Source organism: Micromonospora sp. NPDC047465 (assembly GCF_040643125.1).
Lineage (GTDB): Bacteria > Actinomycetota > Actinomycetes > Mycobacteriales > Micromonosporaceae > Micromonospora.
Map to the genome: position 1 here is coordinate 36668 of NZ_JBEYTP010000030.1, position 25211 is coordinate 61878.

The window sequence follows — 25211 nt, forward strand, 5'->3', positions numbered from 1 at the left end:
TCTGCTCAGACTACGAGATCTCCATCCGCACCGAACCGGTCAAAAGTACGGTCGCCGACAGTGCGGAGTGTGCTTTGGCCCGATGCCGGCGGCCGGCGGTGTCCGCAGGATGAACCCCATGTCACATCACGACTCTCGCCTGACGCTCGAAGCCGAGCGCCCACCGACGCGCCCCGAGGGCCGACAACGTATCGCCGCGCTCGACGTGATTCGCGGCTTCGCGCTGTGTGGCATCCTGCTGGCCAACGTCCAGCCGATAGCCAACGTCGGTCGGGTCGTCGTCGAGGCGAGACCGCCGGCAGGCCTGGACGACGGGCACGCGTGGATGGGGCTCCTTGTCGAGCAGCGCTTCTTTCCGATCTTCGCGTTCCTGTTCGGCATCGGGTTCTCGCTGCTGCTGGCCTCCGCCGAGGGGCGCGTTGCCCGTCCACGGGTGCTCCTGCTACGCCGGCTTCTGCTGTTGCTCGCGATCGGTGTGGCGCATCTGCTGTTGTGGCAAGGCGACATCCTGCACGCCTACGCCATCGTCGGCCTGTTGATCCTGCTCCCCTCGACCTGGCTGCCCCGGTGGACGGTGGCGATCCTCGGCACCCTCCTCATCGTCACCGCGCTGATCATCGGAGACAGCCACTTCGTTCTGATCGCCGGGCTGTTTCTGGCGGGCTCAGCCCTCACCCGGTACGGCGTGATCGGCCGAATGGGGCAGTCTGCGACGGTGCCGGCCGTGCTCGGCCTGGTCTTCGCGGTAGCGGCCGCGCCGTTCCTGTGGTCGCAGACCAAGTCGCTGAGCAGCGACCAGGACAGCGACGCCAGCCTCTCGATGTCCCTGGGCGGGTTGTTGCTCGCCGGGGCCTACGTGTGTGCCCTGCTGGTCCTGCTCAGGACGCCGCTCCGCCCGGCCCTGCGGACCGTCTTCGCGCCGTTGGGTCGGATGGCACTGACCAACTACCTGACCGCCACGATCCTGGTGCTGGTGGCCGCCAGGCTCGTCGGCGGCCGGCCGGAGGACTGGCCCGTGACGACGGCCCTCCTGATCGCCGGCCCTGTCCTCGTCGTCCAATGGCTGTGGTCCACCCTCTGGCTGACCCGGTACCGCAGCGGCCCGCTTGAGTGGCTCTGGCGGTGGGCCACCTGGGCTCGCCGCCCGCCCCTGCGGGTCGCCGCCCGGGGAGAGCGGCCGACGTCGGTCTCCCCACCACGACGACCGGGACCACCGGGACCACCCCGTGATTCGTGGCGAACCTGACCAAGGGCACTGCATTCCGGGCGTATAGGGTGGACGCCGCCAGTCCCACCTGTGCACGGGCCTCACCGTCTCGATTCACGCTGGCGAGCCGGTACGCCGGCAATCGGGCCAGCGCCGGCCGGGTGACGAGGCACCTACGAACGGGAGATGTCAATGATCTTCATTACCGCCAAGTTCCGGGTACTGCCCGAACACGCCGACCGGTGGCCCGAGATCGCCGACGAGTTCACCCAGGCAACTCGCCGTGAGCCGGGATGCCTGTGGTTCGACTGGTCCCGCAGCGTCGACGACCCGACGGAGTACGTCCTGGTCGAGGCGTTCCGCGACGAGAACGCCGGCGCGGCACACGTCCAGTCCGAGCACTTCAGGGCGGCGCAGCAGACCCTGCCGCCGCACCTCGCCGAGACGCCCCGCATCGTCAACGTGACGATCCCGCAGGACGACTGGTCCCTGCTCGGCGAGATGGCCGTTCCCGACCGCAGCTGACCACCAGTCGCGAGCGCGCGACTGCTCGGTCGTCGCCGATGCGCGGCGGCCGGCGGAAGGGTGGTCCGTAAGGGCACGTGAAGCGAACCGTAAGGGGCCTCGGGCAGAGTCCTGGTTGTCGAACGGGGCACGCAACAACCAGGAGGAACCCGACATGCGCAGGATCATCAACTCGACCTACCTCACCCTCGACGGCGTCATCGAGGACCCGGCGTGGACCATGCCGTACTTCGACGACGAGGCCGCCGCCTTCGCCGGTGCGCAGACCGAGGCGGCCGACGCCCTGCTCATGGGCCGGCGCACCTACGACGGCTTCGCGGCGGCCTGGCCGAACATGGACGAGAGCGACCCGAGCACCGGCGCCGCCTACTTCAACAACGTGAAGAAGTACGTCGCCTCGACCACCCTCACCGACCCGGAGTGGAAGAACAGCGAGGTGCTGCAGGGGGACCTGATCGAGGCGGTCACCGCCCTGAAGGCCCAGGACGGCAAGGACATCCTGATGTACGGCTACGGCGTGGTCACCGACGCCCTGGTCAAGGCCGGCCTGGTGGACGAGGTGCGGTTCTGGATCCACCCGGTCCTCGTGGGCGGCCCCTCGGTGTCGGCGCCGCTGTCCGACGCGCGGACCACGCTGACCCTCACCGACACGAAGGTCATGAAGAGTGGCGTGATCATCGCGACCTACACGCCGGCCGCCGCCTAGGCAGGAAGCGGCTGGACCAGGGCCCGGGCCTCGCCCGGGCCCAGGTCGTGCCCGGCCCGGTACGCCGCGGCGAATCCGTCCGCACCGAGCGCCGCGGCCAATCGCTCGGTCGTACGGTCGATCTCGTCCTGCTCGGCCGGGGCGACCGGCGCCTGCGCCGCGACCCGGGCGGCGTGCGCGGCCCCGAGGATCCGCGCCCCGACCTGCGGGGTCGGGGCCGCCGACGCGAGCCCCTCCAACGCGCCGCAGGCGTCGCGCGGCGCGTCGATGGCGACGGACACGTCGAACGCCCGGGCGTGCAGCGCCAACGCGCGGTCGCCGTCGCCCTCCTCCGCGACGGCGTACGCCAGCTCGGAGAGCACCATCGGCAGGAACAGCGCGTCCTCTCCGCCCTGCGCGACCAGGCGTTCCAGGTGGGTGGTGGCGACGTCGAGCTTGCCGTCGCGGCGGGCGGCGATGCCGAGGCTGAGTTCGGCGAAGACCTGCGCGGACGGCGAGTCCTGCTCGACCGCCAGCCGGTACGCGCGCTCCGCCAGTTCCCGCGCCGCGCTGTGGTCCCGGGTCTGCACGGCGAGCCAGGCCAGCCAGGACAGCTTGGACCCTACCTGCGGCCACAGCCCCAGCTCCTCGGCCCAGCGCAGGCCCTGGCGGTGCAGGGCGGCGGCCCGCTCGTGGTCGCCGGTCAACTCGGCCAGCCCGCCCAGCCAGTCGGTCGCCTGCAGCCGGCCCCAGTCGTCGCCCAGCTCCGCGAAGCGCGTGGCGGCACGGGTGCCGGCGCTCTCCAACGCGGCGACGTCGCTGGCGGCGTGGGCGAGCATGGCCCGGGTCAGACACACGGCCGCCTCGACCCAGGGGTCGTCTCCGGCCGCGACGGCCCGGTCCAGCAGGTCGGCGGTCCGCGTCCGGTTGCTGTTCGCCAGCAGCGCGGCAGCCACGAACCAGGTGGCGCGGCCGTCGGCGTGGCCGGCGAGCGCGGCGTCGACCTCGGTGGGCGGGACCGGCTCACCCCTCAGCAGCGCGAACCCGACCCGCCACACGGCCGCCTCGGCGCGAGCCGCGGCGTCGCTGTCGAGCGTCAGGGCCCGGTGGGCCTCGGTGAGCCGTCCACGGAGGAACCAGTACCAGGTCAGGGCGTTGGCCAGGCGCAGGCCGCCGCCGTGGGCGAGGGCCGCACGCAGGTTGCCGCTCTCGGCGTCCAGGCGGGCCAGCCACTCGCGCTGGCCGGGGCCGCGCAGCAGCGGGTCGGCGCGCTCGGCCCACCCTGTCCAGTACGCGGCGTGCCGCGCCCGGACCGGGTCGGCGGGGTCCAGGCGCTGGAGGGCGTACGCGGCGACCGACTCCAGCAGGCGGTAGCGCGGCGCCACACCGGACTCGTCCAGCACCAGCAACGACCGGTCGACCAGCCCGGACAGGACGTCGACGTCGGCGTCGCAGACCGCCTCGGCGGCTTCCGCCGGGCAGCCGTCCACGTGCACGGCGAGCCGGGACAGGACCGTCCGCTCGTGGTCGGTGAGCAGGTCCCAGCTCCAGCCGATCACCGCGGTCAGGGTGCGCTGCCGGGCGGGGACGTCCCGCTGCGTCGTACCGAGCAGCCGGAACCGGTCGTCCAGCCGCTCGACGACACCGGCCAGACCGAACGCGCGTACCCGCTTCGCGGCCAGCTCCAGCGCGAGCGGCAGGCCGTCCAGGCGGCGGCAGAGCTGCGCGACGGCCGGCGCGGTCCGTTCGTCCAGGTGGAAGCCGCGCTGCTGCGCGGCGGCCCGGGCCGCGAACAGCCGGGCCGCCGCGGACCGCCGGACCGCGTCGAGGTCCGACTCCTCGGCGGGTACGGGCAGTGGCCGCACCTCGCACAGCAGCTCACCGGCGAGGCCGAGCGGTTCCCGGCTGGTCGCCAGCACCGTCACCTCCGGTGCCTGCCGCAGCAGCCGGGCGACCAGCGCGGCGGCCGGCTCGACCACGTGCTCGCAGTTGTCCAGCATCAGCAGGGTCCGCCGATGCCGCAGCGCCGCCACCAGATGGTCCTCGGCGGTGACGCGGCTTCCCGCGATCTCGTGGACGTCGAGCGCGGCCAGCACCAGGTCGGCCACGCCGGTCTCACCGGGGCGCAACGCGGTCAGGTCGACCAGGTGCACCCCGTCGGGGTACGCCTGCTCACGGGCGACCTCGGTGGCCAGCCGGGTCTTGCCGACCCCACCGGGACCGACCAGCGTGACCAGCCGCTGTCCCGGCACGAGGGCACGCAGCTCGGCGAGCGTCTCGGCGCGGCCGACCAGCTCGTCCAGCCGGGCCGGCATGCTGTTGCGGATCCGCGCGGCGGCCGGCGGCGGACGCAACGCGATGTCCTGCTCCAGGATCCGCCGGTGCAGCGCGGCCAGGTCCGGGCCGGGGTCCAGGCCCAGCTCGTCGGCGAGCCGGCGGCGCAGGTCGGCGTAGCTGTCCAGGGCCTCGGACTGCCGGCCTGACGCGTACAGGGCCCGCATGTGCAGCGCCCGCAGCCCCTCCCGCAGCGGGTGGCGGGTGACCAGCTCGGCCAGGTCGGCGGCGACCAGCGCGTGCTCGCCCCGGGTCAACCGCGCCGCCGCCAGCTTCTCGTGCACCACCAGCCGGGCTTCGGCGAGCCGGGTGACCTCGGCGCGCACCCACTCCTCGTCCGCCACGTCCGCGTACGGCTCGCCCCGCCACAATCCCAGCGCCTCGGTGAGGCTCTCCACGTCGTCCTCGGCGGCCAGCGCGACGAACCGGTCGGCGTCCACCGCGTCGGTTCGCAGCACGTACCCGGGCGCGCGGGACTCGACCAGGTCCCGGGCACCGGGTTCGGCGTCGTCGAGGGCCTTGCGTAGCTGCGACACGCGCACCTGGAGAGCACCCGCCGCGTTGGCGGGCGGGGCGTCACCCCAGAGGTCGTCGACGAGCCGGCCGGCGGAGACCACCTGGTTGCGGTGCGCGAGCAGGTCGGCCAGCAGCGCCCGCACCTTGGCGCCCGGCACCGTGACCGGCGCGCCAGCGTCCGTGGCAACGGCGAGCGGCCCGAGGACGCCGAAACGCATGCCGGCCACCCTACGCGGTAAGCGGGTCGTAAGCGGCGCGGCCCAGGGTGACGCCATGGCGTACGCACCCGTGAACGGTCTGTCCATGTACTACGAGTCGCACGGCGACGGGCCCGGCCGCCCGCTCGTGCTGCTGCACGGCGCCCTGTCCGGCATCGGCACCTCGTTCGGCGCGATCCTGCCGCTGCTGGCGAAGACCCGGCGCGTGGTCGCGGTCGAGTTGCGGGCCCACGCACGCACGGCGGACAGCGATGGCCCGCTGTCGGTCGACGGTTTCGCGGTCGACGTCGTCGCCCTGCTCGACCATCTCGACGTCGCCGTGGCGGACGTGTTCGGGTGGAGCCTGGGCGCGGCGGTGGCGCTGCGGCTGGGCACCGATCACGCGCACCGCGTCGGCCGTCTGGTGCTGGCCTCGGTGAGCTTCGACGCCACCGGCCTGCATCCGGGGCTGCTGGACGGCATCCAGCATCTCGAACCGGAGCACCTGCACGGCTCGGAGTTCCACGACGAGTACGTGGGCACCGCCCCCGACCCGGCGGCCTGGCCCACCCTCGTACGCAAGATCAAGCAACTGGACGCGGACCCGCCCCGGTGGTCGCCCTCGGCGATCCGGGCGCTGGCCGCGCCGACGCTGCTGGTCCTGGCTGACTCGGACATCGTCCGGCCCGAGCACGCGGTGGAGATGTTCCGGCTGCTCGGCGGCGGGCTGGTCGGTGACCTGACGGGCCTGCCGGCCTGCCGGCTGGCGGTCCTGCCCGGCACCACCCACACCATGCTGCCGCAGCGCGCGGAATGGTTGGCCCCGATGATCGACGAGTTCCTCGACGCGTAACGGCGGCCCCGGCGGGTGGCGTTGCCGGGGTCGGGGAGCGTCGCGTCCGTGCCGTGCACCCACTGACTGGCCAGCGGGGTGGTTCGATCCGGCGAGCAACTCCCGCGCGGCCGGTGCGCCGGCGACGCCAGATGCTGCGATGGCAGCGACCGCCGGCTGGACCAGTCCCGTCACGCCCCGATCGTGTCACCCGCCGCTGGCGGGGCCGGCGGTGACGCTGAGGCCGGACCCGGCACGGCCGGCATGCCGGACATCGATCCCGCCGGGTTCGCCGACGCACCCGGGGGCAGCGGGTAGGGCGCGCCCGGCACGACCCCGCCGGGGTACCCGGGCCAGCGCGGAGCTGCTTTCGCGATCCGGTCCTGCTGGGCGACGGAGATCCGGCGGATCAGCACGATGAAGGACGCGCCAGCGACCAGACAGGCGACCGTGGGGATCACCCGAGGGCCGAGCGCCTCCTGGTAGTAGCGGACGTACGTGGCGAACTCCGTCTCGCTGCGGGGCCACTCGGTCAGCCGGCCGTACCGCTGCTCGTCGCGGAGACCGAGGGCCCGGTCCCCGACGACGAACACCAACCAGGCCGTCCACCAGACCCCGACCAGCACGGGCGTGTTCCGCCGCCAGAGGCTGTCCCGGGCCACGTTGGCCACCACCCGGGCCGGCACGACGACGTTGGCGAACGGGACCAGCCAACCGGCGATGGCCCAGGCCGGGCTCAGCGTCGGCAGGGCTCCCGGGAATGCCGCCAGGTTCGTCCGCACCCGCCACGTCCAGATGATCACCAGCACCGCGGCGGTCAGGATCGCCAGCAGGTAGACCAGGGTGAGTAGCCCCTCGGCGACCGCCGCGCCCAGCAGCAGGTCGCGGTCACTCCGCTCGGCGGCCGTGCGGGCCATCCGGACGCCGAGCACGGGGAACAGCCCGCTCGGCAGGTAGAGCAGGCTGGCCGCGCCGACCGCTGTCGCGGCGGCCGTGCCCAGGCTCCAGACGGGGTACGTGGGCACGCCTGGCGTGACTGCCGGCTGACCGAGCGGCGTGCCGCAGCGCTGACACTCGTTGAAAGCCGGGGACGTGGCGTCCCCACAGGTCTGGCATTGCATGGTGACCGTCCAGGAAAGCGGCGAGAGGCGACGCGCGCAGATTAGACGATCATGCGGCGGACGGTGACCCCGCGTCGCGCGGCGTGGAGGGGGCGTACCGGATGCTGGTGCACACCGCGATGCGTTCGACGTCAGCGAATGATGACCAGGTTGGCCATGTCGACCACAGGCCGGTAGCCGAGGGTGGCGTAGATCCTGTTGGAGGTCGGGTTCGCCTGGTCGGTGAACAGGCACACCCGGGCACCTTCGGCCTGGATCCGCCGGGAAACCTCAGCGACCGCGTTGCTGGCCCAACCGCGCCCGCGCTGGGCCGGCGGCGTGTACACCGGGCCCACGCGCGCGACCCCGAACGACGGTGGGTTGGCGCCGGTGAGGTGCACCCGCTGCCCAGTCTCGTCGACCCAGAACCAGAACTGTCCGCCTTGTAGCCGGCGCAGCATCTCCGCACGGTCGGGTGTTTCGTCAGCACTGGCACCGCGCCGGCGGCCGGCCTGTTCGTCGGCGTCGCCCATGAACGCGCCAAACCACTCCGTGACCAGTTCCAGTTCGTCCTCGGTCGCCACCTCCAAGCCGCCGGGCACTCGCGCCGGCCACACCAGCTCACCGAGCTCGTGCAGCCGCGTGTGCAGATTGACCTGGACTCGGCCACCGCCGAGTCGGGCCAGCTCGGCGGCGCACAGCTCAGCGGCAGGAAGGGCACCGTTGACCGCGAGCACCTGCTCCCCGCGCTCGTGCAACGTGTGGGCCAGGGCCACGGCCGCCTCGTCGGGCATCGGCAACAGGAACGGCGGATAGGGTGCGAACGGCGCCGTCCGCATCCCGGCACCGACCACGGCGCCGGACTCGTCCCTGACCACCAGCCACCAATTGCGGTCGGGCTGAGCGATCCCGGCGGCGCGCTGCGACAACAGTCGGTGCGCAACGGTGGTCACGACCGTGCTGACCACCGGGTCGGCGGCCAGGTAGTCGCCGGCCGCGGCAAGAAACTCACCCGGATCGGTGTGGAACTGTAGGTGCGGTCCGGTGATCGGGATTGCGCTCATTTGCGTAAGCTATCCGCCGCCACGCCCCAGCAGCACCTGGATTCCGCGCCGTCGAGTACGTGACTGTCGGGCGGCATGGGCTGCACCGACCCGGGTTTTGTCGTGCTGGTGTCGGTCGAACACGCCGCCGGCGGCCACCGCCTACACATCGACAACCGCGCCTGCATCAGTCTGTTGACCAGGCCACAACGCGGCGCGCCGTCGCTTCACGAAGGGCGTGTCCGTCCACAGGGGGATCCAGGAAGGAAATATCCACTCCCTGCCACTCCCAACGTATATCGCACCCCGGGGCTTGTGGCAAGACCCGGGTCGTGCCGCAGAATTGCCGGCCGAGGCCAGAACTTACGGAAATGGGAGATTCGCGGAATGCGTGTGTTGTTGTCGATGTATGGGCCGCGCGCGGAAACCTGCGAACTCTGGCGACCTGGACCGACAACGGCCACGGGATCCGCGTCCGGCGGAGCGTTGCTCGTCACGGCCCCCAGGTTCGGCACGCCGCTTCAGACGCCCTGCCGCGCAATCGTTGCAAGCGGCCTCAGATCGGAGCTATGACGTGAACCCGCTGACCACCAGCGCGTTTGACCTTCCCGACAACCTCTCCGCCAAGGCCGACCCGAAGCTGATCGCCGCCGACGAGCAGCATTTCGCGGCCATCGCGGAGAGCCTCGAGCAGTCGATCGCGGACCTGTCCGGCCGCCTCGATGCCGCGCGCAAGGCGCCCGGCGGGATGGGCCGGCGGGCGATGGACCGGGACGAGGAGATCTACCGGCTGACCGCTCGCCTACGCGCCCTGCGTCGCTTCGGTCTGGACCTGTGCCTCGGCCGCATGGTCGGCGCGGACAACTCCGAGCCCGTGTACGTCGGACGATTCGGCCTCACGGACGGCGCGGGTCGCCGGCTGCTGCTCGACTGGCGTTCCCCGGCGGCGGAGCCGTTCTTCGGGGCGACCCATGCCAACCCGATGGGTCTGGCAAGCCGGCGCAGGTATCGCTGGACCCGTGGCCGGATCAGCGACTACTGGGACGAGGTGTTCACCTCGGACGGGCTTGACGGGCACGCCGCGCTCGACGACCAGTCCGCCTTCATCGCGAGCCTGGGCGGCACCCGGTCGTCCCGGATGCGCGACGTGCTCGGCACCATCCAGGCCGACCAGGACGCCATCATCCGCGCGGGGTCGAGCGGCGCGCTCGTCGTCGACGGTGGTCCGGGCACGGGGAAGACCGTCGTCGCCCTGCACCGCACCGCCTACCTCCTCTACGCCGACCCTCGCCTCGGTCACCGCCGGGGCGGCGTGCTGTTCGTCGGTCCGCACGAGCCCTACCTGGCCTACGTCGCCGACGTCCTTCCCAGCCTCGGTGAGGAGGACGTGCAGACCTGCACCCTGCGGGACCTCGTCCCCGAGGGTGCCGCGGCAACCGTCGAGACCGACCCGGACGTGGCCCGGCTGAAGTCGTCCGCGGACCTGGTGAAGGCGATCGAGGCGGCCGTCAGTTTCTACGAGGAGCCGCCGGCCAAGGGGATGACGGTCACGACCGACGAGTGCGACATCTGGCTGAGCGCCGACGACTGGGCCGAGGCGTTCGAGGCGCCGGGGCCCGGTACCCCGCACAACGAGGCACGTGACGAGATCTGGGCGGAGTTGCTCACCGTCCTGCTGGACAAGTACGACGGCGACGAGCCGGATGACGTGGTCCGCAGGTCGCTGCTACGCAACAGGGAGTTGCTCACGACCTTCCACCGCGCCTGGCCGCTGCTCGACCCGGCCGACCTCGTCGCGGACCTGTGGTCGGTCCCCGCCTACCTGCGCAAGTGCGCTCCCTGGCTCGGCCCCGACGACGTACGGAAGCTGCAACGCGGAGACGCGCGGGCGTGGACGGTGTCCGACCTGCCGCTCCTGGACGCGGCGCGGCAGCGGCTCGGCGACCCGGAGGCGTCCCGACGCCGGCATCGGCGCGACGCCGCCGTCGCCGTCCAGCGCGAGCACATGGCCAGGGTCGTCGACGACCTGATCGCATCCGCCGCGTACGACGACGGCGAAGGCCTGATGACGATGCTGCACCAGCAGGACCTGCGGGACGCCCTGGTCGACGGGACCGGACTGCCCGGCGCTGATCGGGACCCGCTCGCCGGCCCGTTCGCGCACATCGTCGTCGACGAGGCCCAGGAACTGACCGACGCCGAGTGGCAGATGCTGCTGCTGCGCTGCCCGTCGCGCAGCTTCACCATCGTCGGGGACCGCGCCCAGGCCCGGCACGGATTCACCGAGTCCTGGCAGGAACGGCTCGAGCGGATCGGGCTCGACCGGATCAACGTGGCCTCCCTGACCATCAACTACCGGACGCCGGAAGAGGTCATGGCGCAAGCCGAGCCGGTCATCCGGGCCGCGCTCCCGGACGCCAACGTGCCGACCTCCGTCCGCAGCAGCGGCGTCCCCGTCGTACACGGATCCGCTGCGGATCTGGACTCGGTCCTCGCCACCTGGCTCGCCGCGCACGCCGAGGGGATCGCCTGCGTCATCGGCGATCCCACGTTCCGGGCGACGTCCCGCGTCCGGTCGCTGACCCCGGAGCTGTCGAAGGGGCTTGAGTTCGACCTGGTGGTCCTCATCGACCCGGAGGCGTTCGGCGAGGGCATCGAAGGAGCGGTCGACCGCTATGTCGCGATGACCCGAGCCACCCAGCAGCTCGTCATCCTCACGAGCCCCTGATCTTCCCCACCGCATACCGCCGAACGGGCGCGGGCGGTGCGGATCCTCACCCGGGACGAGTACGTTGTCGGTCGCCCCGATCGCGTAGGACGCCCGAAAACTCGTGACCGTCGCCACCCGCCGGCCGGCTACCATCCCCGGCAATGGCGGAGTTCGTGCACATCACCGTGAGGCGGTCGGCTCGACGCATCGAGCGCTCGGGAATCGCCGCACGCAGCCACGGGCGGGCCGGCGGACGGGGCGTGTACTGCATGTCGGTGCTGCCGTCGTACACGCTCACCTACCAGTGGGTTCGTGAGCTGCGGCGGTGGCACTCGGGGGTGCTGGTAGGGGTGCATCTGCGGCTGCCCGACGACGAGCCGGTGACCGTCGGGCACTACGGCACCCCACCGCGCGAGGCTACCGCCGCCCAGGCGGTCGCGGCGCTGCGCGAACTCGACGATCCGCGCGGCTACGAGGTGTTCGTGCCTCGCGCGATCACGAGCGCCGAGATACGACGGATCCGTGACGTCCCGCAAGGAGTCGGTTGGCGGTACCTGCCGGCAGCTCACGGTCGGCGCCCCTGCCCGTGCCCATCCTGCCTGCCGCGCGGAGGGTACAAGGTGGACAAGCTGCGGCGCCGGTTCCCCTACGACGAGCCACCGAAGCCGAAGGCTGAGCTGATGATGCGGTTGCGGGCGGCAAGCAGCGCCGACGAGATCATCGATGTGCTCTGCGAGCTGGGCCGCGGCCGGCGCGGCGGTGCAGAGGAGTTGGCATACCTGGCCGATCATCCCGATCCGCACGTACGCGACACCCTGGAAGGCGTCCTGCGGGCGTACCGCGGCCGCGAAGCGCGGCGGCTACGCGAGCGGTTACAGCTCAGCGATTCAACAGCGGCGGATCCGGACAACTGATCGACACCGTCGACCCGGCCGGCACTCTCGAAGGGTCAGCCGGGCAGCGATCGGCGAGTGCCCGCGCGACCAACGTGAGGGCGGCGCGGCGCGCCGGCTCTGGCGCACTCCGCAGCCGGGTGTCCGGGTCGGGGTCCTGGTGCCCGAACCGGCCCGGTCTGCCGCGAGGCGGTTGCACGCCGGTCGTCCTGGCGTGGTGGCAGGATCTCCACACATGGAAGGTGTCCTGCTCCGTCGAGCTGCCCAACTCCTCGGCAGCGCCCGCCGTGTCGTCGTCCTCACCGGCGCCGGCATCTCCGCCGAGAGCGGTGTGCCCACCTTTCGTGACGGCCTCACCGGCCTGTGGGCGCGCTTCGACGCTCAGCGGCTCGCTACCGCCGAGGCGTTCCACGCCGATCCAGACCTGGTCTGGGGCTGGTGCGAGTGGCGGCGCGCGCGGGTGTCCCGAGCCGAACCCAACCCCGGTCATCTGGCGATCGCCACCATCCAGACCCGGGTCCTCGGCAGCACCGTCATCACCCAGAATGTCGATGACCTGCACGAACGGGCCGGAACCCGGGCACCGATCCATCTGCACGGCAGCCTGTTCGCACCCCGCTGCGTCGCGGCGGCGGCCCACCCGGCGACCTTCGAGGGCACATCGGACGGCGAGCCCGCGCAGCCGCACGAAGGTCGCCGGATTCCGCCGCCGCGGTGCGCGTCCTGCGCAGCGCTCGTCCGCCCGGGAGTGGTGTGGTTCGGTGAGCCACTGCCCGAGGCGGCGTTGACCGCGGCGGTCGAAGCGGCCGTTGCCTGCGACGTGCTGCTGACGGTCGGCACCTCCGGTGTCGTCCACCCGGCCGCCGAGATCCCCCGGGTCGCGGCACGCTCAGGCGCTGCCGTGATCCAGGTCAATCCGCAGCCGACCCCACTCGACCAGGTCTGCGCCATCAACCTGCGCGGCACCGCGGCACACGTTCTACCGGCCCTGGTCGCGGCCGCGTGGGAGGAGACCGGCGAGGAGTAGCGGCGGCGGGCATCGTGCCGGCTCCCGGATCGGCCGCCGGTGGAGGGTCAGATGTGCCCAGACGTCCCAGGACAGCGGCAGGGGACAGGCTCTCGCCGGACTTGTCGTCCACCCCCGTTCGCAGCAGGGCGCGGGCACACGCGGTACGGGAGGTCTCGCCCTCGGCGAGCGGCAGCCGTCACAGTCGGAAGACGCGCACGATGAGTGGGGTGTCGATCAGAGTGTGCGGCGCGATGGCGTGATAGGCCCACAGGTGCACCCAGGCGTTGCCGGTCTGCACGGTGAGGAACGCCTTGAACATCCCGGGCAGTGTGTACACGAGCAGCACCAGGCCGATCGAGGCGGCGGTGTCCTTGGCGGACGCGTAGCTGGTCCACGCGTCACCGAGGTGCAGGGCGGCGTAGGTGAGGCCGCCGAGCGTCACCGCGCCGACCCGTCCGGTGAGCCGGGCGAGTCTGGGCACGACCAGCGCCTGCACGAAGACGAGTGTCGGAAGGCCGGTGCCCAGCAGGTAGAGGACGAAGGTCAACGGCACGCCCGACGCTGTCTGTCGCGCCGTCAGCGTGAGGACGGCCGAGCTGAGGGCGAGCAGTTGGGTGACCGACTCGATTGCCAGGACGACACCGATGACGGTCAGGTCGCGGCGGCGGTTCGCGCTTCGCAGACACAGTGCGGTCGTGTCGTATCGACGACGGAACCACAGGTACGGCAGTGCGGCGTAGGCGGTGGCGTTGTACGCGGCCCAGCCGAGCACTTCGGCCGGGCCGAGATGCTCCTCGCCGCCGATGAGCGTGCCGGCGAGGTGAAAGCTGATGGGGTGCCACCCCAGCGCGTGGCCGAGTGCCGCGCCGAGCAGTTGGGCCAGCAGCCCGTACGCCATCAGCCCGAGGAGCTCGCGGCGCGCGGCCGGTGCCGTGGGCGCGCGGGCGGCCACGTCGACGGCGGCGCGCCGGGTGAGCAGCCAGACGATTGCCGCGAGCACCACGACCTCCACGGCCGCGCTGACACCGATCTGGCCGAGCTCGTTTTGGTACGACTGTGTCATGTTGGCAAGTTAACACGACTGTGTTAGAAAGAGCCATGCCGAAGATCGTCGACAGTGAGGCCCGCCGTGCCGAGCTGGCCGAGGCAGTCTGGCGGGTCGTCCGACGCGCCGGCCTGGCGCACGCATCGGTCCGCAACGTCGCGCAGGAGGCCGGTCTGTCAGCCGGATCATTGCGCCACTCGTTCCCGTCGCAGACGGAGTTGACGGTCTTCGCCATGCGGCTCGTCGCGGAACGGATCCAAACCCGGATCGAGGCGATCGACGTGACCGGTGACCAGCTCCGGGTCGTGGAGCGCTCGATCGCCGAGATGTTGCCGCTGGATGCCGACCGACTGGCTGAGTGTCAGGTGTGGCTCGCGTTCTCCGCGCAGTCGCTGGTGGATCCGGCGCTGCGGCTCCTCAGCGTCGAGATGCACCGCCTGCTCCGCCAGGCCTTTACCAATCTCGTCGCACGGATCGCCGGACCGGACGTCGACCGTCCCTTGGAAGCGCGACGGCTGTACGCGCTCGTCGACGGGCTCATCCTGCACACGGTGCTGCACGGCGAGAGCCCGCGACGCGCCCGGGCGGTCGTCAAGGCGCATCTCGCCGCACTCGCCGCCACCTCGACCACGCCATCGGGCACCACCGCCTGACCGGTGAACGTCCCAGGAGAGGAAGAACCAATGACCACCGAACAGCCCGCCGACGTTGTCGAGCACCGGCGTGACCCGAAACGTTCCTTGAGCATCCGCGCCACCGTGCCGGTGGCTCGGCTGACCGAGACCCAGGGCGAGCAGCTCGCGTCGCTGATCAGCCACCTCCGCGCTTCCGGCGTCGCACCGGCCGGCGCGCCGTTCGTCCGCTACCACACGTTCGGCGACGACGAGACCGACCTGGAGACCGGCATTCCGGTCGGTGACGATGCCGACGGCACGGATCGCATCGCCGTCACCGAGCTGCCCGGCGGCACCGCCGTCAGCACGTGGCACCTCGGTGCGCACGACCGACTCGCCGAGGCGTACGCGCGGCTGGAAGCGTGGCTCGGCGAGCATCGACGCACGCCGGCCGGTCCGGCATGGGAGGTCTACACGTGGATCGACCCGACCGAACCGCTGGACCCGTCCGCCTGGCCCAGCCCGACCGAGTGGAGTACCGAGATCGTGCAGCCGGTCCGTCCCGCGTGACCGACGGCCTGACCGCGGCGTGCTTCCTGGACCGGCTTGCAGCCTACGGCTCGCAAGTCGACCAGGAGGCGGCCCGGCGGCAGTTCCGACCCGGCGACGATGACGTCTTCAATGGGGCGTCCCCGGCGTCGTGTTTCCCCGTGACGTGCTCTATGACCTGGCCCGCTCCGAGCGATGGTGGGAACGCCGGATCGCGATCTACGCCACGATGCCGTTCATCCGCCCCGGCGATCTTGACGACACCTACCGGATCGCGGAGATCCTTGTCCACGACCCGCACGATCTCATCCCCAAGGTCGTCGGCGAGGATGATCCAGGAGACCGGCAAACACGACCGGCCCGGGCTGGCCGCGTTCCTGGACCGGCACGCCGCCACGACGCCCCGCGTGATGCTGCGGTACGCGATCGAACATTTCGAGCCCGAACAACGTCGACTCTACCTGCGGCTACGCCGGCAGCAATGACCGCCGACCGCACGGCAACACCATCCCGGGCAACAACGTCGGCAGGTGCTGCACGACGGTCGCGGATGTTTCACGTGGCGTCGATGGTAGGACGGCTTCTCCCCCGGGAGAAGACGATCCCTGCTGGGCGGTCGATCACCCCGGTCGGGCCCGCCGGGATTCGATACTGCGCCGACATCTGTGCACTCCGGCCAGTAGGCCGAAAATGACCATCCCTGATCCCGGCCGTCCCGTGGGTGGCACCCGGCCCCCGCGAACCCCATATCCAGCCGGCAGGAAGTCCATAGTGGATACGACGCGGAAGGTTGAGCAGCAGATCAAGGGTTAATCTCAAGCTCAGATCGCTGCGCCCCGCACTCCAGCGCCGCAGCCCGGGCTTCAAAAAGGCTGCGCTGGCGGGCGTTGCGGGTCATTACCGCAGCACGTTCGAACTCGTTGCGGGCCTCGGCGGTGCGGCCTAGTTTGGCTAGCAGGTCGCCGCGGACCGCCGGGACCAGCGCATAGCTCGGCAACACCAAGCGGTCGACGATCTCCAGCCCCCGCGCGGGGCCGTAGGCGTTGCCGACCGCCACCGCCCGGTTGAGATCCACTACCGGCGACGGCGAGACGTGGGCCAGCACCTCGTAGAGCGCCGCGATCCGCTTCCAGTCGGTCTCCTCCGGGCGGGTCGCGCGGGCGTGGCAGGCCGCAATGGAGGCCTGCAGCACATACGGCCCGAAGGTGCCTTCGGCGCGGGCGAGCGCCTCCAGTCCCCGCCGGATCAGTAGCCGATCCCAGCGCCGCCGGTTCTGCTCCTGCAACAGAATCGGGGCCCCGTCCGGGCCGGTACGGGCCGGCGTGCGCGACGCCTGGAGTTCCATCAGGGCCACCAGGCCGTGCACCTCCGGCTCCTGCGGCGCCAGCGTGGCCAGGATCCGGCCCAGTCGTAACGCCTCCTCGCAGAGCGAGGGCCGCATCCAGTCGTCACCGGCCGTCGCCGCGTAACCCTCGTTGAAAATCAGGTAGATGACCTCGAGCACCGAGGCCAGCCGATCGGCGGCCTCCGCGGGTGGTGGCAGTTCGATCGCCACCTCCTTGTCGGCGAGCGTCCGCTTGGCCCTGGTGATACGTTGGCCGACGGTGGGTTCCGGGACCAGGTAGGCCCGGGCGATCTCGTCGGTGGTGAGCCCGCCGAGCAGCCGGAGGGTGAGCGCGGCCCGGGATTCGGCCGACAGCACCGGATGGCAGGTGGTGAAGATGAGCCGTAACAGGTCATCGCCGACGTAGTCGTCGAGCTCCGCGGCAATGTCGGGGTCCTCCGCGTCCGGCGTCGCCCTTCCGATTTCGGCAAGCTTCTGCCCGTACCGTCTTTGCCGGCGTAACACGTCGACAGCCCGATGCTTCGCCGTCGCCATGAGCCAGGAGCCCGGGTGGTCCGGAACGCCGGTGACCGGCCACTGCTCGAGCGCGATGACGAACGTGTCCTGAGCCAACTCCTCGGCCAGGCCGACGTCGTGGACGATGCGAGCCAGGCCGGCGATGATCCGGGCGGATTCGATGCGCCAGACCGCCTCCACGACGCGACGAGGATCGGTAGCTGTCATAGCTACCGATCCTCGCACTCAACTGGAACGTTGGGCGTACCTCAGGCGGGGCTTCCGAAGTCCTCAGGGCCGAACACCTTCAGCACATCGGCCTCGCCTTCCCAGCCCTCCCACAGGTCGCGGTGGAGCTTCACGAACCGGGAGGTCCATTCCACTGCCTCCTCTCTGGACCGAACCTCGTACAGGGCATAGCTGATGGTCTCCTTCGCCTCGGCGAACGGGCCGTCGGTGACGCTCAGCTTGCCGCCGTAGAGGCGCACCTGGGCGCCGGCGACACTCGGGGCCAGGCCTGCGGTGTCCAGCAGCACACCGGCCGCGGAGGCTTCCGCGCCGAGCTTCATGATGGCGTCCATCAGTTCCGCCGGCGGCGGGGTCGCGGGCTGGTTTCCCTTGAGCAGAACCATGTAGCGCATGATCGAGTCCTCTCCTTGTTGCTGGTGGTATCTGGGTTTACTGGTGGTATCAGGCAGCGGTGCGGTAGAGGTGGACGGAAACCGTGGTCATCCAGGCCCAGGTGGTCAGAACCGCTGCGACGAAGGCCAGCGTGGTGGGGCCATGCGAGCCACTGGCGATGCCGGCGAACCCGGCGAGGAAGACCACCCCGGTGATGCGGGAGAACCAGGCCAGCCCGTGTCGCCCGTCGCCGGCGAAGCGGCTGGCCAGCACGAAGCAGGCCGCGATGAGGCACAGGAAGCCGACTCCGCCCACCATGAAGTGCAGCATGCCGTGCCAGCTGATCGTCGTGGTCTCCGGCGTGCCAACGGGGAAACCCTGCGCCGGGTCGGCGCGGAAGAAGCCGGCCCCGATCACGCTCAGACCGTAGATGGCGATCAGCAGCGGGGCCCAGGTGCGGCCCCGTCCGGACATCAGCGCCCGACGCAGGCCGACCGCCGCAGCAAGAGTCATCAGGCCGGTGAGGATGAAGTTGGTGATCTGTATCCAGCCGAGTTCACCATTGGCGAGCAGGCTCCACGCGTGCTTGCTCAGGTCGAAGCCGTCCCGGGTCAGCGCTTGGGCCAGGGCCACCACGACGAAGAGCGGGCCCGCGACGACGCCATAGCCGAGCAGCGACCTGGTGGTCCGGACGGCGGGGGTGCAGTGCGGGTTCATGTCCTGTCTCCTTCATTCGAGGTCTCTACCTAGGCCTCGAACGCGGTGACCCGGATTCGACAAAGGCCTTCAAGATTTTTTTGAAGTTCCTGTTTTGCCTGCTCGTAGGCTGTTCCGTAGCGGGAGGCGTGCTGGGCGGCTGGGCCAGCAGCGCCCGCCGCGCACACGCCGACCCCCCCCGCCGCCGGGTTCCCGCCACCGTTCGTGATCAGCTTCTAGCCCGACGCGGTGAGCAGGCTTTGTCGCACACCCTCCGGCAAGACCGCACCGAAGCGCCCCATACCTGCCAATCCGGAACAACCAACTTGCTCCTGGAGCACGAACGCATCCTCGCCGATGTGGCGGCCCGCCTGCCCACGCCGCGGGACGCGACCGGGCGGGGTTGCGTCCACAGGAACGGTGTACGACTTGCCCGCGATGGGCGTGTTGCATGGACAGGGATGGCCACCGTTGTCGGTGAGCAGGTCCTCCCGGATCGCCGCGTTGAGGAGCGGCACGCCGCAAACCGAAGCTGCTGGACTGGGCTGGCCTCGGCTGACAATTCGGCCCGCTTCGATCAACCGCCGCCGGCCTCGGCGGCAGGACCCCGGCCACCCAGCCGCTGACGCTCTACTGTGACCTAAGTCACCGTTTCGCCTTTTATTCGGGCCACGCCTGACCCTTCACAGTGCCCCCGGACTGGACGGACCTGCGAGTCCCGCAGGTCCGTCTTGCTCGTCCCGCCCGGCCCTGGCCCCCAGTATCCCGCCGCCGGGCCGATGTCGTGTCGGTCACTACTGTTAGCGTGCCCTGCGTTGTCAATCGTGGCCGATTCCTCACGAAATCTGGCTAATTTGCCACTGCGGAGGGTATTCCTGATGGGCTGGCTACCGGTGGGAGACTCGTACGAGATCTCTCTCCTGGACGGAAAAGTGACGGCGCGGGCCACAGGCCCGCGAGCCGCTGGCCGTCCACTGAAGACTCTGCCGAAGGTGCTGCGGGACACCCCCGAGGTGGACCGGTTGCGCCAGCTCGCCCAGTGGCTGGACCGGCACACCGCGGAATGCCTTACCCGGGTCGACACCTGGGTGGTGTCCTCGCTGCCGGTGCCGACCGGGCTGCTGGCCCGGGTCTGGCCGGACCCGGCCTGGCGGGACGCGCTGCGTGACCTCGTGGTGCTCGGGGACGACCCGGCCGAGCCGGGCTTCCTGCGGGACGTCACCGACACCGGTGACCTGCGCGTGGTCAACCTCGACGGGGAGACCGTCCGGCTCTCGCCGGCCAGCGCCACGCTGCCCCACCCGGTGCGCCTGCCCGACCTGGCAGACCTGCGAGAGTTCGCCGACGATCTGGACGTCACCCAGCGGGTCGAGCAACTGCACCGGGGCACCTGGGGCAAGCCCGCCGACCTGAAGGACCGGGACACCACGATCACCGACTTCCGCGGCACCAGGGTTCCCAACCGGCTGGCCGCCCGGGCCGCCACGCTCGGCTTCCGGGTCTCCGGCTCGCAGGTCAAGTGCCGGGTCTGGGAGGCCGGACGCACGGTCGAGGCTGCCATGTGGTTCGACGAGGACTACTGGGACTCCGAGGCGACTCTGGGCAACCTCTCCTGGTCCGTCGTGGACGGACCGACGCTGCGGTTGACCGAGGTCGGGCCGGTGGCCTGGTCGGAAGGAATGCGGATGGCGACGGCCCTGTCCGGCGCCGTGACCGGAACGGGGAAGAAGGCGTGACCGGGATGACGACCATGTCGGGCGAGGACTCGGCCGAGAGCCTGCTCACCGCCGGCGCGGTGCTGCCGATAGACACCGCCGGGGCCGGCGACCGGGCGGTGCCCCTCACCGCCCGCACCTACCGGCACCCGGCCCTCGACGACCGGCCGGTGGTCCGCCTGGTCGACGCCGCCCTCGGCGAGGGGGAGGACATCGCCGTCGGGTTCCTCGGCCTGGCACCGGGTGCCGAGCCGGCCGTCGTCGGGCTCGCCCCGCGCCGCCCGTTGGCCTTCCCGGAGTGGGTGCTGGTGCACCACGCGGCGGACGGCCGGCACGCGTTGGCGGTGGTGCCGGAGTTGCAGAAGCTGGCCAAGCAGGTACGGTCGCGGCCGAAGGCCGCCCTGGACGGGCACCAGACCGTCGCCGACCGGTTCGCCCGTACGCTGCCGCACTTCCTGCCGACGTTCTTCGAGCAGGCGGCGCGGGTGTTCCTGGCCGCCGGGCAGGACACCTACGCGACGCAGCTGTTCAACAAGGCGCGCAAGGCGGAGGCGCAGCACGGCCTGCCGGTCGACCTGAACCGGCTGGACGAGGTCTACCTGGAGTTCGCGTCGGCCAAGGTGGTGTCGGCGACCGCGTTGGCCGGCTACGCGAAAGAGCTGTCCGCCCAGTTGCCGGCCGACGAGGCGCTGGACCGGTTCTGCCGGCTGGCGCTGCGGGCCGCGGCTGCCGGCGTGGTTCCGTCCGCGCAGTCGGCCACCGCGGTGAACCGGCTGGTCCGGGCCGCCACCAAGGCCGCTGGCAAGGCCAGCGCCGCCGTCGCCGACCGTGAGGCGGCCTACCTGGCCGAGCTGCTCCGGCTGCCGGTGGCCGCCGAGGCGCCGGCCGGCTGGTGGAAGGCGCACCTGCCGGCGGTGACGGCGCTGGCCGGCCGCGACCCGGCGATCCGCGGCAGCCTGCTCGACCTGATGCCCGCCGACCGGGACAACCTGGTCACGTGGCTGGCCCTGCTGACCGACACCGGTGCGCTCGCCGGACTGTTTGAACCGGACGTGCCGGACACGGCCCGCCCGCAGGACGGCTCCGTCGGCTGGCTGCGCCGCTTCGTGAACCGGGCCGAATCCGGCTACCACCGCCGACGGGTGCCGGAGCTGTACCCGCTCGTCGAGCGGATGGCCGACCGGCTGCGTGCCGAACTGACCGACAGCGGCGAGACGCTCGCCGCCGACGGCGACCTGGACCTGCTTGACCTGCTGCTCGCCCTCGACGTGCCAGTGGCCCCGCCGAAGGAGCGCGAAGCCCTGGACCTGGCGCAATGGGTCAGGGTTGGGGGAGAGCGGGACCTGCTCGCCGTGGCCGGCGACGACCGGTTCACCCGGGCCCTGCGCCGCGGCCTCGACCAGCTCGACAACCAGCAGGCCGCCCTGCGCCGGCTGGCCGGGACGCCGGGTATCCGGCCTTCGCTGACCGACTGGCTGCGGGCCCGGATCCGCGACCGGTTCGCGACCGGACTGCCGTACCTGCCAAAGTCGGTGGACTGGTTGGGCAGTCTCCCGGTCGAGGCGCTGCGCCTGGTGTCCGACGACCTCGACCGGCCCGGTGACCCCGGTCAGGGCGGCGACCTCAGGCAGGCCCTCGACGTCGACCTCGCCGAACACGTCGCCCGCAGCCTGCGCGGCGGGATCATCGACGAGCTGGGCTGGCCGGACTGGGAGCTGGCCTGGCAGGAGGTGACCGGTGGAGACCACAAGGTCGAGGTGACCCGGCAGGAAGCCTGGCCGTACGTGATCCTGGGCGGGCCGACGACGGTGCGCGTGCTCGGCGCCGAGGGCATCGTGCTCCGCCACGACCTGCGTATCCCGGCCGGCGACATGTGGGGCCAGCCCGCCTACCACTACGTCGACGGCCAGTTGCTGGTCTACTGGCGTTCCGAGGCGCTCGGCTACGACCTGCGCGGCTACTGGCACTCGTCGCCCGGCGAGCCGCAGCCGATCCACGGCCGTCGCCACGGCAGCCAGGAGCGCCGGAACGAGATCAGCCTGCCGCTGGCCGGCGGCGGGCGGACCACCGGCGGCGGAGTGTTGCACGCCGGTGACACCGTTGTCCCGGCGGAGCTGCCGGTCATCACCGACGGCACCTCACACTGGGTCTACCGCCGTGGCGAGGATGACGACACCTACGGCTGGCGCGAGTACGACGCGGTCAGCAACTCCCACGGCCGGCGTAGCCTGCCCCGGTTCCTGGCCGACCTTCCGGTCGACGGAAGCCACCTCCAGGAGTCGGCCAGCTGGCTGCGGCCAGCCCTGTCCGACCGGGCGACCCCGGCCGCCGTTCCGGTGGACGGTCTGCTCGGCTGGCGGGTGGTCACCCTGCCGGACGGCTCGGTACGCGGCGAGGACCTGGCCGGTCGTACCGTCACCGTGGCCTCGGGACAGGAACCGGTCGCGGCGCTGGTGCTGCCCGGCGACGACCGGCCGCGGGCCGTCCTCGACGATTTCGTCCTGGTCGACCCGGACGGGGTGGTGTCGGCCGCCGGCAGTGGGGGCTACGCCCCCGACGCGGTCCCGCTGCCGGGACAGAAGTTCCTCGGCAACATGCTGCCCCGGGACCCGGCCGGCTCCACCGCACTGCGCCGGGTGGACCGGGACACCGCCGCCGTGCTGCTCAAGGTCGCCCTCGACGAACGCCGCGCCGCCCTGGCCGAGGAGGCCGCGCGGGCCGCAGCCCGGGCGGCGACCGGACCCCGGTTGACCGCTGCCACGCAGGCCATCACCGGCCTTCCCGTCGCCGTCCCGGCGTCCATGGTCGGCACACCGGCCGGCGCCTCCAGCACTGGACCATCCTCCGCCGACGCGGACGACAAGGACGCGCTGGTCGAGCTGGTCCGCTCGACGTTGCCGACGGTCAGCCACGACGCGGTGCTGGCCGGGGTGGCCGGGCTGCTGCGGCTGGCCGCCCGGGTGCGCACCGACCTGGACGCGGTGACCGAGCGGCTCACCAGGTCGTTGTCCGCGCCGAAGGCGGTGGCGCCGGTGGCCACCGCGACCGGACCCACCGACGAGCAGCTCAACATGGCGCTGGACGGTCTGCGTGGCTCAACCTACGGGGTGACCCGCTCGGTCCGCGCCTTCACCCAGTTCCAGGCGTTCGCCGCCCAGCGGTCCGGCACCACCGGGAGCGAACCCGCCGTACGGCTGCACCTCGACGGACCGTCGCTGCCGTCCGCGCTGGACTGGTGGTCCCTGCTCGGCGGTGTCGCGGCCGTCGCCTACCGGGCCGTCGCGGCGGTCACCCCCGACGAGCACCGGGAGACGCTGCGCGCCCTGCTCACGGAGCTGGACCGGCTCGACCTGAGCACGGCGGCCGAACCGGCCCGGTGGCACCGGTTCAGGCTGCACCTGCTGGACGACGACCTGAACAACCCCGACGGCACGCGCCGGTCCCCCCGGCCGGGCATCCTGCCGTTGCCCGACGGGGCGTTCATCGCCGTCCTCGTCTCCAGCGGCACGCCCACCGGCTACTTCTCTGAGGCGCTTTACCACGATCCGGCCGGCGTGTTCGCCGTTCCCGAGCCGTACACGGTGCAGTCCTCGGCGCCGGTGGGTGACGAACGGCCGGCCGGCTGGCTGGGCGGTTTCCTCACCGAGTGGGCCGCGCGCGGCCCGCTGCCGTGGCGGCCGGAAGCGGCCGAGCAGTTCGCCGAGCTGACGGGTGTCACCCCCACTGCCGCGAAGCTGGTGCTGGCCGGCCTGCCGTACGTGGACTCGTCGAACACGGTGCCGACCGAGCTGCGCAGGGCGCTCGGGGTCAAGCAGGTCGGCGAGGTCAAGCTGGCTTTCGGGGTGCTGGACGAGGCCAGCCCGGAGGTCCGGCGGGCCGTGGTCTCGGCGCTGCTGCCGGACGACCCGGCTCGGCTGTGGGCCGACGGCCCGGACGTGGCTGCCGCCGCGGCGGTCTGGAACGCCGCCGTGGGACGCCGGGTGGTGGTGCCCGAACAGTTGCTCGCCGAAGCGGTGCGCGCGATCCGACACGGCTGGGGACCCGCGAAGGCGTTGCCGGCGCTGGTCGACCCGGCCCGTTCGGTCGAACTGAGCACCGACCTGGCCTTCCAGATCAAGGGCGACCGGGCCCGGCAGGTCGACGGCCGGGCAGCGGGCTTCACCGGTGAGGTGCTGCGCTCCACGATCGCCCTGGCAGCCTGGGTCGCCCACCACACGCCGGCCGGCGACCCGTGCCGGGCCGCGCTGCCGGCCGCGCTGGCCGCGATCCGGGACCGGCTGGCCAACCCCGACCTGCTGCTCGACCTCGACCAGTACGTCTCCCTGCCCGACTTCCAACAGGTGGCGGGCACCCCGTCGGAGACCGGTCCTGGCTGGGAACGGTACGGCGCCATCGTCCTGTCCACCTACGACAGCCAACCGTCGCCCGCGTTGCGGCCGGACCTGCTCGACGCCGACGGGACGGACCCGTACCTTCCGGCGCTGCGGCGGGACGCGGCCAAGCCGTACCCGATGGAGGTGGCGCTGCGCCTGGTCCGTGACCCGCGGTTCGCGGCGCTGCTCGGCGGTCCGGGGGAGCCGGACGGCGGCGCGCGCGCGGCGGACGGGGCCTGGTGGCCGCAGGATCCGACCCGGTCGGTGCCCGACCTGGTCGCGGAGGCGGCCGGGGAACACGGCCTGGGCGCCGACGCGGCGGCGGTGTACCTGATGCTGCTGGCCATGCCGGACCCGACCGACCGCAACACGGCGAAGTGGACCGGTTGGAAGCCGAGCCGGCTGAAGGCGGCCCGCGCCGAACTGGCCGGTACCGACCTGGTCATCGAGGCCAGTCGGTCCCGGGCCGGCCGGTCGCTGTTCCTGCCCGGGCCGTGGCTGGAGCGCGGCAGCGGGCAGGCACCGATCGAGGGCTGGAAGGTCGCCCTGTTCGACCTCGCGCCCGACGGTACGGCCGGCCTCGGCGTGACCGTGCCGTTCGAACCGGCCGCCGACCTCTACCGGCGGGCCTGGCAACGCCTCCGCGACGGCGACCGGCCCCGGTTCGACAACCTGCCCACCCGCGGCACCCGCCGCTGACCCGACCC

General features: G+C 71.9%; 20 protein-coding genes and 1 pseudogene. 13 read left to right on the forward strand and 8 right to left on the reverse strand.

The window, feature by feature from the left end; translation table 11 throughout:
- Positions 1–82: 82 nt before the first annotated feature.
- The 3 genes from ABZ793_RS24305 (at position 83) to ABZ793_RS24315 (ending at position 2438) form a co-directional block, all read left to right on the forward strand.
- Positions 83–1246, forward strand: a complete 1164-nt coding sequence (locus ABZ793_RS24305; protein ID WP_357461219.1) for a DUF418 domain-containing protein — start codon at positions 83–85, stop codon at positions 1244–1246.
- Positions 1247–1399: 153 nt separating this feature from the next.
- Complete coding sequence (locus ABZ793_RS24310) at positions 1400–1732, forward strand: putative quinol monooxygenase (protein WP_357461221.1); 333 nt, start codon at positions 1400–1402, stop codon at positions 1730–1732.
- Between the two features lie 154 nt (positions 1733–1886).
- Positions 1887–2438, forward strand: a complete 552-nt coding sequence (locus ABZ793_RS24315; protein WP_357461224.1) for a dihydrofolate reductase family protein — start codon at positions 1887–1889, stop codon at positions 2436–2438.
- Here ABZ793_RS24315 and ABZ793_RS24320 read toward each other — a convergent pair.
- Positions 2435–5485: a BTAD domain-containing putative transcriptional regulator gene (locus ABZ793_RS24320; RefSeq protein ID WP_357461226.1), complete on the reverse strand. Its 3051-nt coding sequence runs from the start codon at positions 5483–5485 to the stop codon at positions 2435–2437. The genes ABZ793_RS24315 and ABZ793_RS24320 overlap by 4 nt on opposite strands.
- Before the next feature lie 55 nt (positions 5486–5540).
- Here ABZ793_RS24320 and ABZ793_RS24325 point away from each other — a divergent pair, with 55 nt between their 5' ends.
- Entirely contained in the window at positions 5541–6317 is a 777-nt protein-coding gene (locus ABZ793_RS24325) for an alpha/beta fold hydrolase (RefSeq protein WP_357461228.1), read from the forward strand.
- 170 nt (positions 6318–6487) lie between these two features.
- Here the strand turns inward: ABZ793_RS24325 and ABZ793_RS24330 are convergent, their stop codons facing one another.
- Entirely contained in the window at positions 6488–7321 is an 834-nt protein-coding gene (locus ABZ793_RS24330) for a DUF4328 domain-containing protein (protein WP_357461230.1), read from the reverse strand.
- Between the two features lie 227 nt (positions 7322–7548).
- On the reverse strand, positions 7549–8349 hold the full coding sequence (locus ABZ793_RS24335; RefSeq protein WP_357461232.1) for a GNAT family N-acetyltransferase: 801 nt from the start codon (positions 8347–8349) through the stop codon (positions 7549–7551).
- Between the two features lie 673 nt (positions 8350–9022).
- Here ABZ793_RS24335 and helR point away from each other — a divergent pair.
- From helR to ABZ793_RS24350, 3 genes are all read left to right on the forward strand, one after another.
- Positions 9023–11167 carry an RNA polymerase recycling motor ATPase HelR gene (gene helR, locus ABZ793_RS24340; protein ID WP_357461323.1) on the forward strand — a complete coding sequence of 715 codons (2145 nt, stop codon included), beginning with the start codon at positions 9023–9025 and terminating at the stop codon, positions 11165–11167.
- A 143-nt stretch (positions 11168–11310) separates the two neighbouring features.
- A complete protein-coding gene (locus ABZ793_RS24345) occupies positions 11311–12063 on the forward strand; it encodes a HEAT repeat domain-containing protein (protein WP_357461234.1) in 753 nt (250 codons plus the stop codon).
- A 214-nt stretch (positions 12064–12277) separates the two neighbouring features.
- Complete coding sequence (locus ABZ793_RS24350; protein WP_357461236.1) at positions 12278–13069, forward strand: NAD-dependent deacylase; 792 nt, start codon at positions 12278–12280, stop codon at positions 13067–13069.
- Positions 13070–13247: 178 nt separating this feature from the next.
- On the opposite strand, the gene ABZ793_RS24355 is transcribed toward ABZ793_RS24350, so the two are convergent.
- Positions 13248–14114: a hypothetical protein gene (locus ABZ793_RS24355; protein ID WP_357461238.1), complete on the reverse strand. Its 867-nt coding sequence runs from the start codon at positions 14112–14114 to the stop codon at positions 13248–13250.
- A gap of 35 nt (positions 14115–14149) precedes the next feature.
- Between ABZ793_RS24355 and ABZ793_RS24360 the strand changes: the two genes are divergently transcribed.
- The 4 genes and pseudogenes from ABZ793_RS24360 (at position 14150) to ABZ793_RS24375 (ending at position 15744) form a co-directional block, all read left to right on the forward strand.
- Positions 14150–14749, forward strand: a complete 600-nt coding sequence (locus ABZ793_RS24360; protein ID WP_357461240.1) for a TetR family transcriptional regulator C-terminal domain-containing protein — start codon at positions 14150–14152, stop codon at positions 14747–14749.
- Between the two features lie 30 nt (positions 14750–14779).
- Positions 14780–15280, forward strand: a complete 501-nt coding sequence (locus ABZ793_RS24365; RefSeq protein WP_357461242.1) for a GyrI-like domain-containing protein — start codon at positions 14780–14782, stop codon at positions 15278–15280.
- Between the two features lie 145 nt (positions 15281–15425).
- Positions 15426–15524, forward strand: a pseudogene (locus ABZ793_RS24370) (DNA alkylation repair protein); the annotation flags it as partial.
- Positions 15525–15588: 64 nt separating this feature from the next.
- Positions 15589–15744 (forward strand): DNA alkylation repair protein, encoded by a 156-nt coding sequence (locus ABZ793_RS24375; RefSeq protein WP_357461245.1) that lies wholly within the window; start codon positions 15589–15591, stop codon positions 15742–15744.
- A 317-nt stretch (positions 15745–16061) separates the two neighbouring features.
- On the opposite strand, the gene ABZ793_RS24380 is transcribed toward ABZ793_RS24375, so the two are convergent.
- The 4 genes from ABZ793_RS24380 to ABZ793_RS24395 form a co-directional block, all read right to left on the reverse strand.
- Positions 16062–17327 (reverse strand): RNA polymerase sigma factor, encoded by a 1266-nt coding sequence (locus ABZ793_RS24380; RefSeq protein ID WP_357461248.1) that lies wholly within the window; start codon positions 17325–17327, stop codon positions 16062–16064.
- A 41-nt stretch (positions 17328–17368) separates the two neighbouring features.
- Positions 17369–17740: a YciI family protein gene (locus ABZ793_RS24385; protein ID WP_357461250.1), complete on the reverse strand. Its 372-nt coding sequence runs from the start codon at positions 17738–17740 to the stop codon at positions 17369–17371.
- 49 nt (positions 17741–17789) lie between these two features.
- Positions 17790–18437 carry a DUF998 domain-containing protein gene (locus ABZ793_RS24390; RefSeq protein ID WP_357461253.1) on the reverse strand — a complete coding sequence of 216 codons (648 nt, stop codon included), beginning with the start codon at positions 18435–18437 and terminating at the stop codon, positions 17790–17792.
- Positions 18438–18652: 215 nt separating this feature from the next.
- The gene (locus ABZ793_RS24395; protein WP_357461255.1) at positions 18653–18934 is read right to left on the reverse strand and encodes a hypothetical protein; all 282 of its coding nucleotides are present in this window, start codon (positions 18932–18934) and stop codon (positions 18653–18655) included.
- A gap of 360 nt (positions 18935–19294) precedes the next feature.
- On the opposite strand from ABZ793_RS24395, the gene ABZ793_RS24400 reads away from it, so the two are divergent.
- Together ABZ793_RS24400 and ABZ793_RS24405 are read left to right on the forward strand one after the other, a co-directional pair.
- Positions 19295–20152, forward strand: coding sequence for a DUF4132 domain-containing protein (locus ABZ793_RS24400; RefSeq protein ID WP_357461257.1), 858 nt, complete (start codon positions 19295–19297; stop codon positions 20150–20152).
- Positions 20153–20157: 5 nt separating this feature from the next.
- The gene (locus ABZ793_RS24405) at positions 20158–25203 is read left to right on the forward strand and encodes a hypothetical protein (protein ID WP_357461260.1); all 5046 of its coding nucleotides are present in this window, start codon (positions 20158–20160) and stop codon (positions 25201–25203) included.
- Positions 25204–25211 lie beyond the last annotated feature (8 nt).

Coding starts and splice junctions, on each gene's coding strand:
- ABZ793_RS24310 (WP_357461221.1), top strand. CDS start 1,400: ATGATCTTCATTACCGCCAAGTTCCGGGTACTGCCCGAACACGCCGAC.
- ABZ793_RS24375 (WP_357461245.1), top strand. CDS start 15,589: ATGATCCAGGAGACCGGCAAACACGACCGGCCCGGGCTGGCCGCGTTC.
- ABZ793_RS24305 (WP_357461219.1), top strand. CDS start 83: ATGCCGGCGGCCGGCGGTGTCCGCAGGATGAACCCCATGTCACATCAC.
- ABZ793_RS24320 (WP_357461226.1), bottom strand. CDS start 5,485: ATGCGTTTCGGCGTCCTCGGGCCGCTCGCCGTTGCCACGGACGCTGGC.
- ABZ793_RS24360 (WP_357461240.1), top strand. CDS start 14,150: ATGCCGAAGATCGTCGACAGTGAGGCCCGCCGTGCCGAGCTGGCCGAG.
- ABZ793_RS24350 (WP_357461236.1), top strand. CDS start 12,278: ATGGAAGGTGTCCTGCTCCGTCGAGCTGCCCAACTCCTCGGCAGCGCC.
- ABZ793_RS24400 (WP_357461257.1), top strand. CDS start 19,295: ATGGGCTGGCTACCGGTGGGAGACTCGTACGAGATCTCTCTCCTGGAC.
- ABZ793_RS24315 (WP_357461224.1), top strand. CDS start 1,887: ATGCGCAGGATCATCAACTCGACCTACCTCACCCTCGACGGCGTCATC.
- ABZ793_RS24390 (WP_357461253.1), bottom strand. CDS start 18,437: ATGAACCCGCACTGCACCCCCGCCGTCCGGACCACCAGGTCGCTGCTC.
- ABZ793_RS24380 (WP_357461248.1), bottom strand. CDS start 17,327: ATGACAGCTACCGATCCTCGTCGCGTCGTGGAGGCGGTCTGGCGCATC.
- ABZ793_RS24345 (WP_357461234.1), top strand. CDS start 11,311: ATGGCGGAGTTCGTGCACATCACCGTGAGGCGGTCGGCTCGACGCATC.
- ABZ793_RS24325 (WP_357461228.1), top strand. CDS start 5,541: ATGGCGTACGCACCCGTGAACGGTCTGTCCATGTACTACGAGTCGCAC.
- ABZ793_RS24355 (WP_357461238.1), bottom strand. CDS start 14,114: ATGACACAGTCGTACCAAAACGAGCTCGGCCAGATCGGTGTCAGCGCG.
- ABZ793_RS24385 (WP_357461250.1), bottom strand. CDS start 17,740: ATGCGCTACATGGTTCTGCTCAAGGGAAACCAGCCCGCGACCCCGCCG.
- ABZ793_RS24405 (WP_357461260.1), top strand. CDS start 20,158: ATGACGACCATGTCGGGCGAGGACTCGGCCGAGAGCCTGCTCACCGCC.
- ABZ793_RS24365 (WP_357461242.1), top strand. CDS start 14,780: ATGACCACCGAACAGCCCGCCGACGTTGTCGAGCACCGGCGTGACCCG.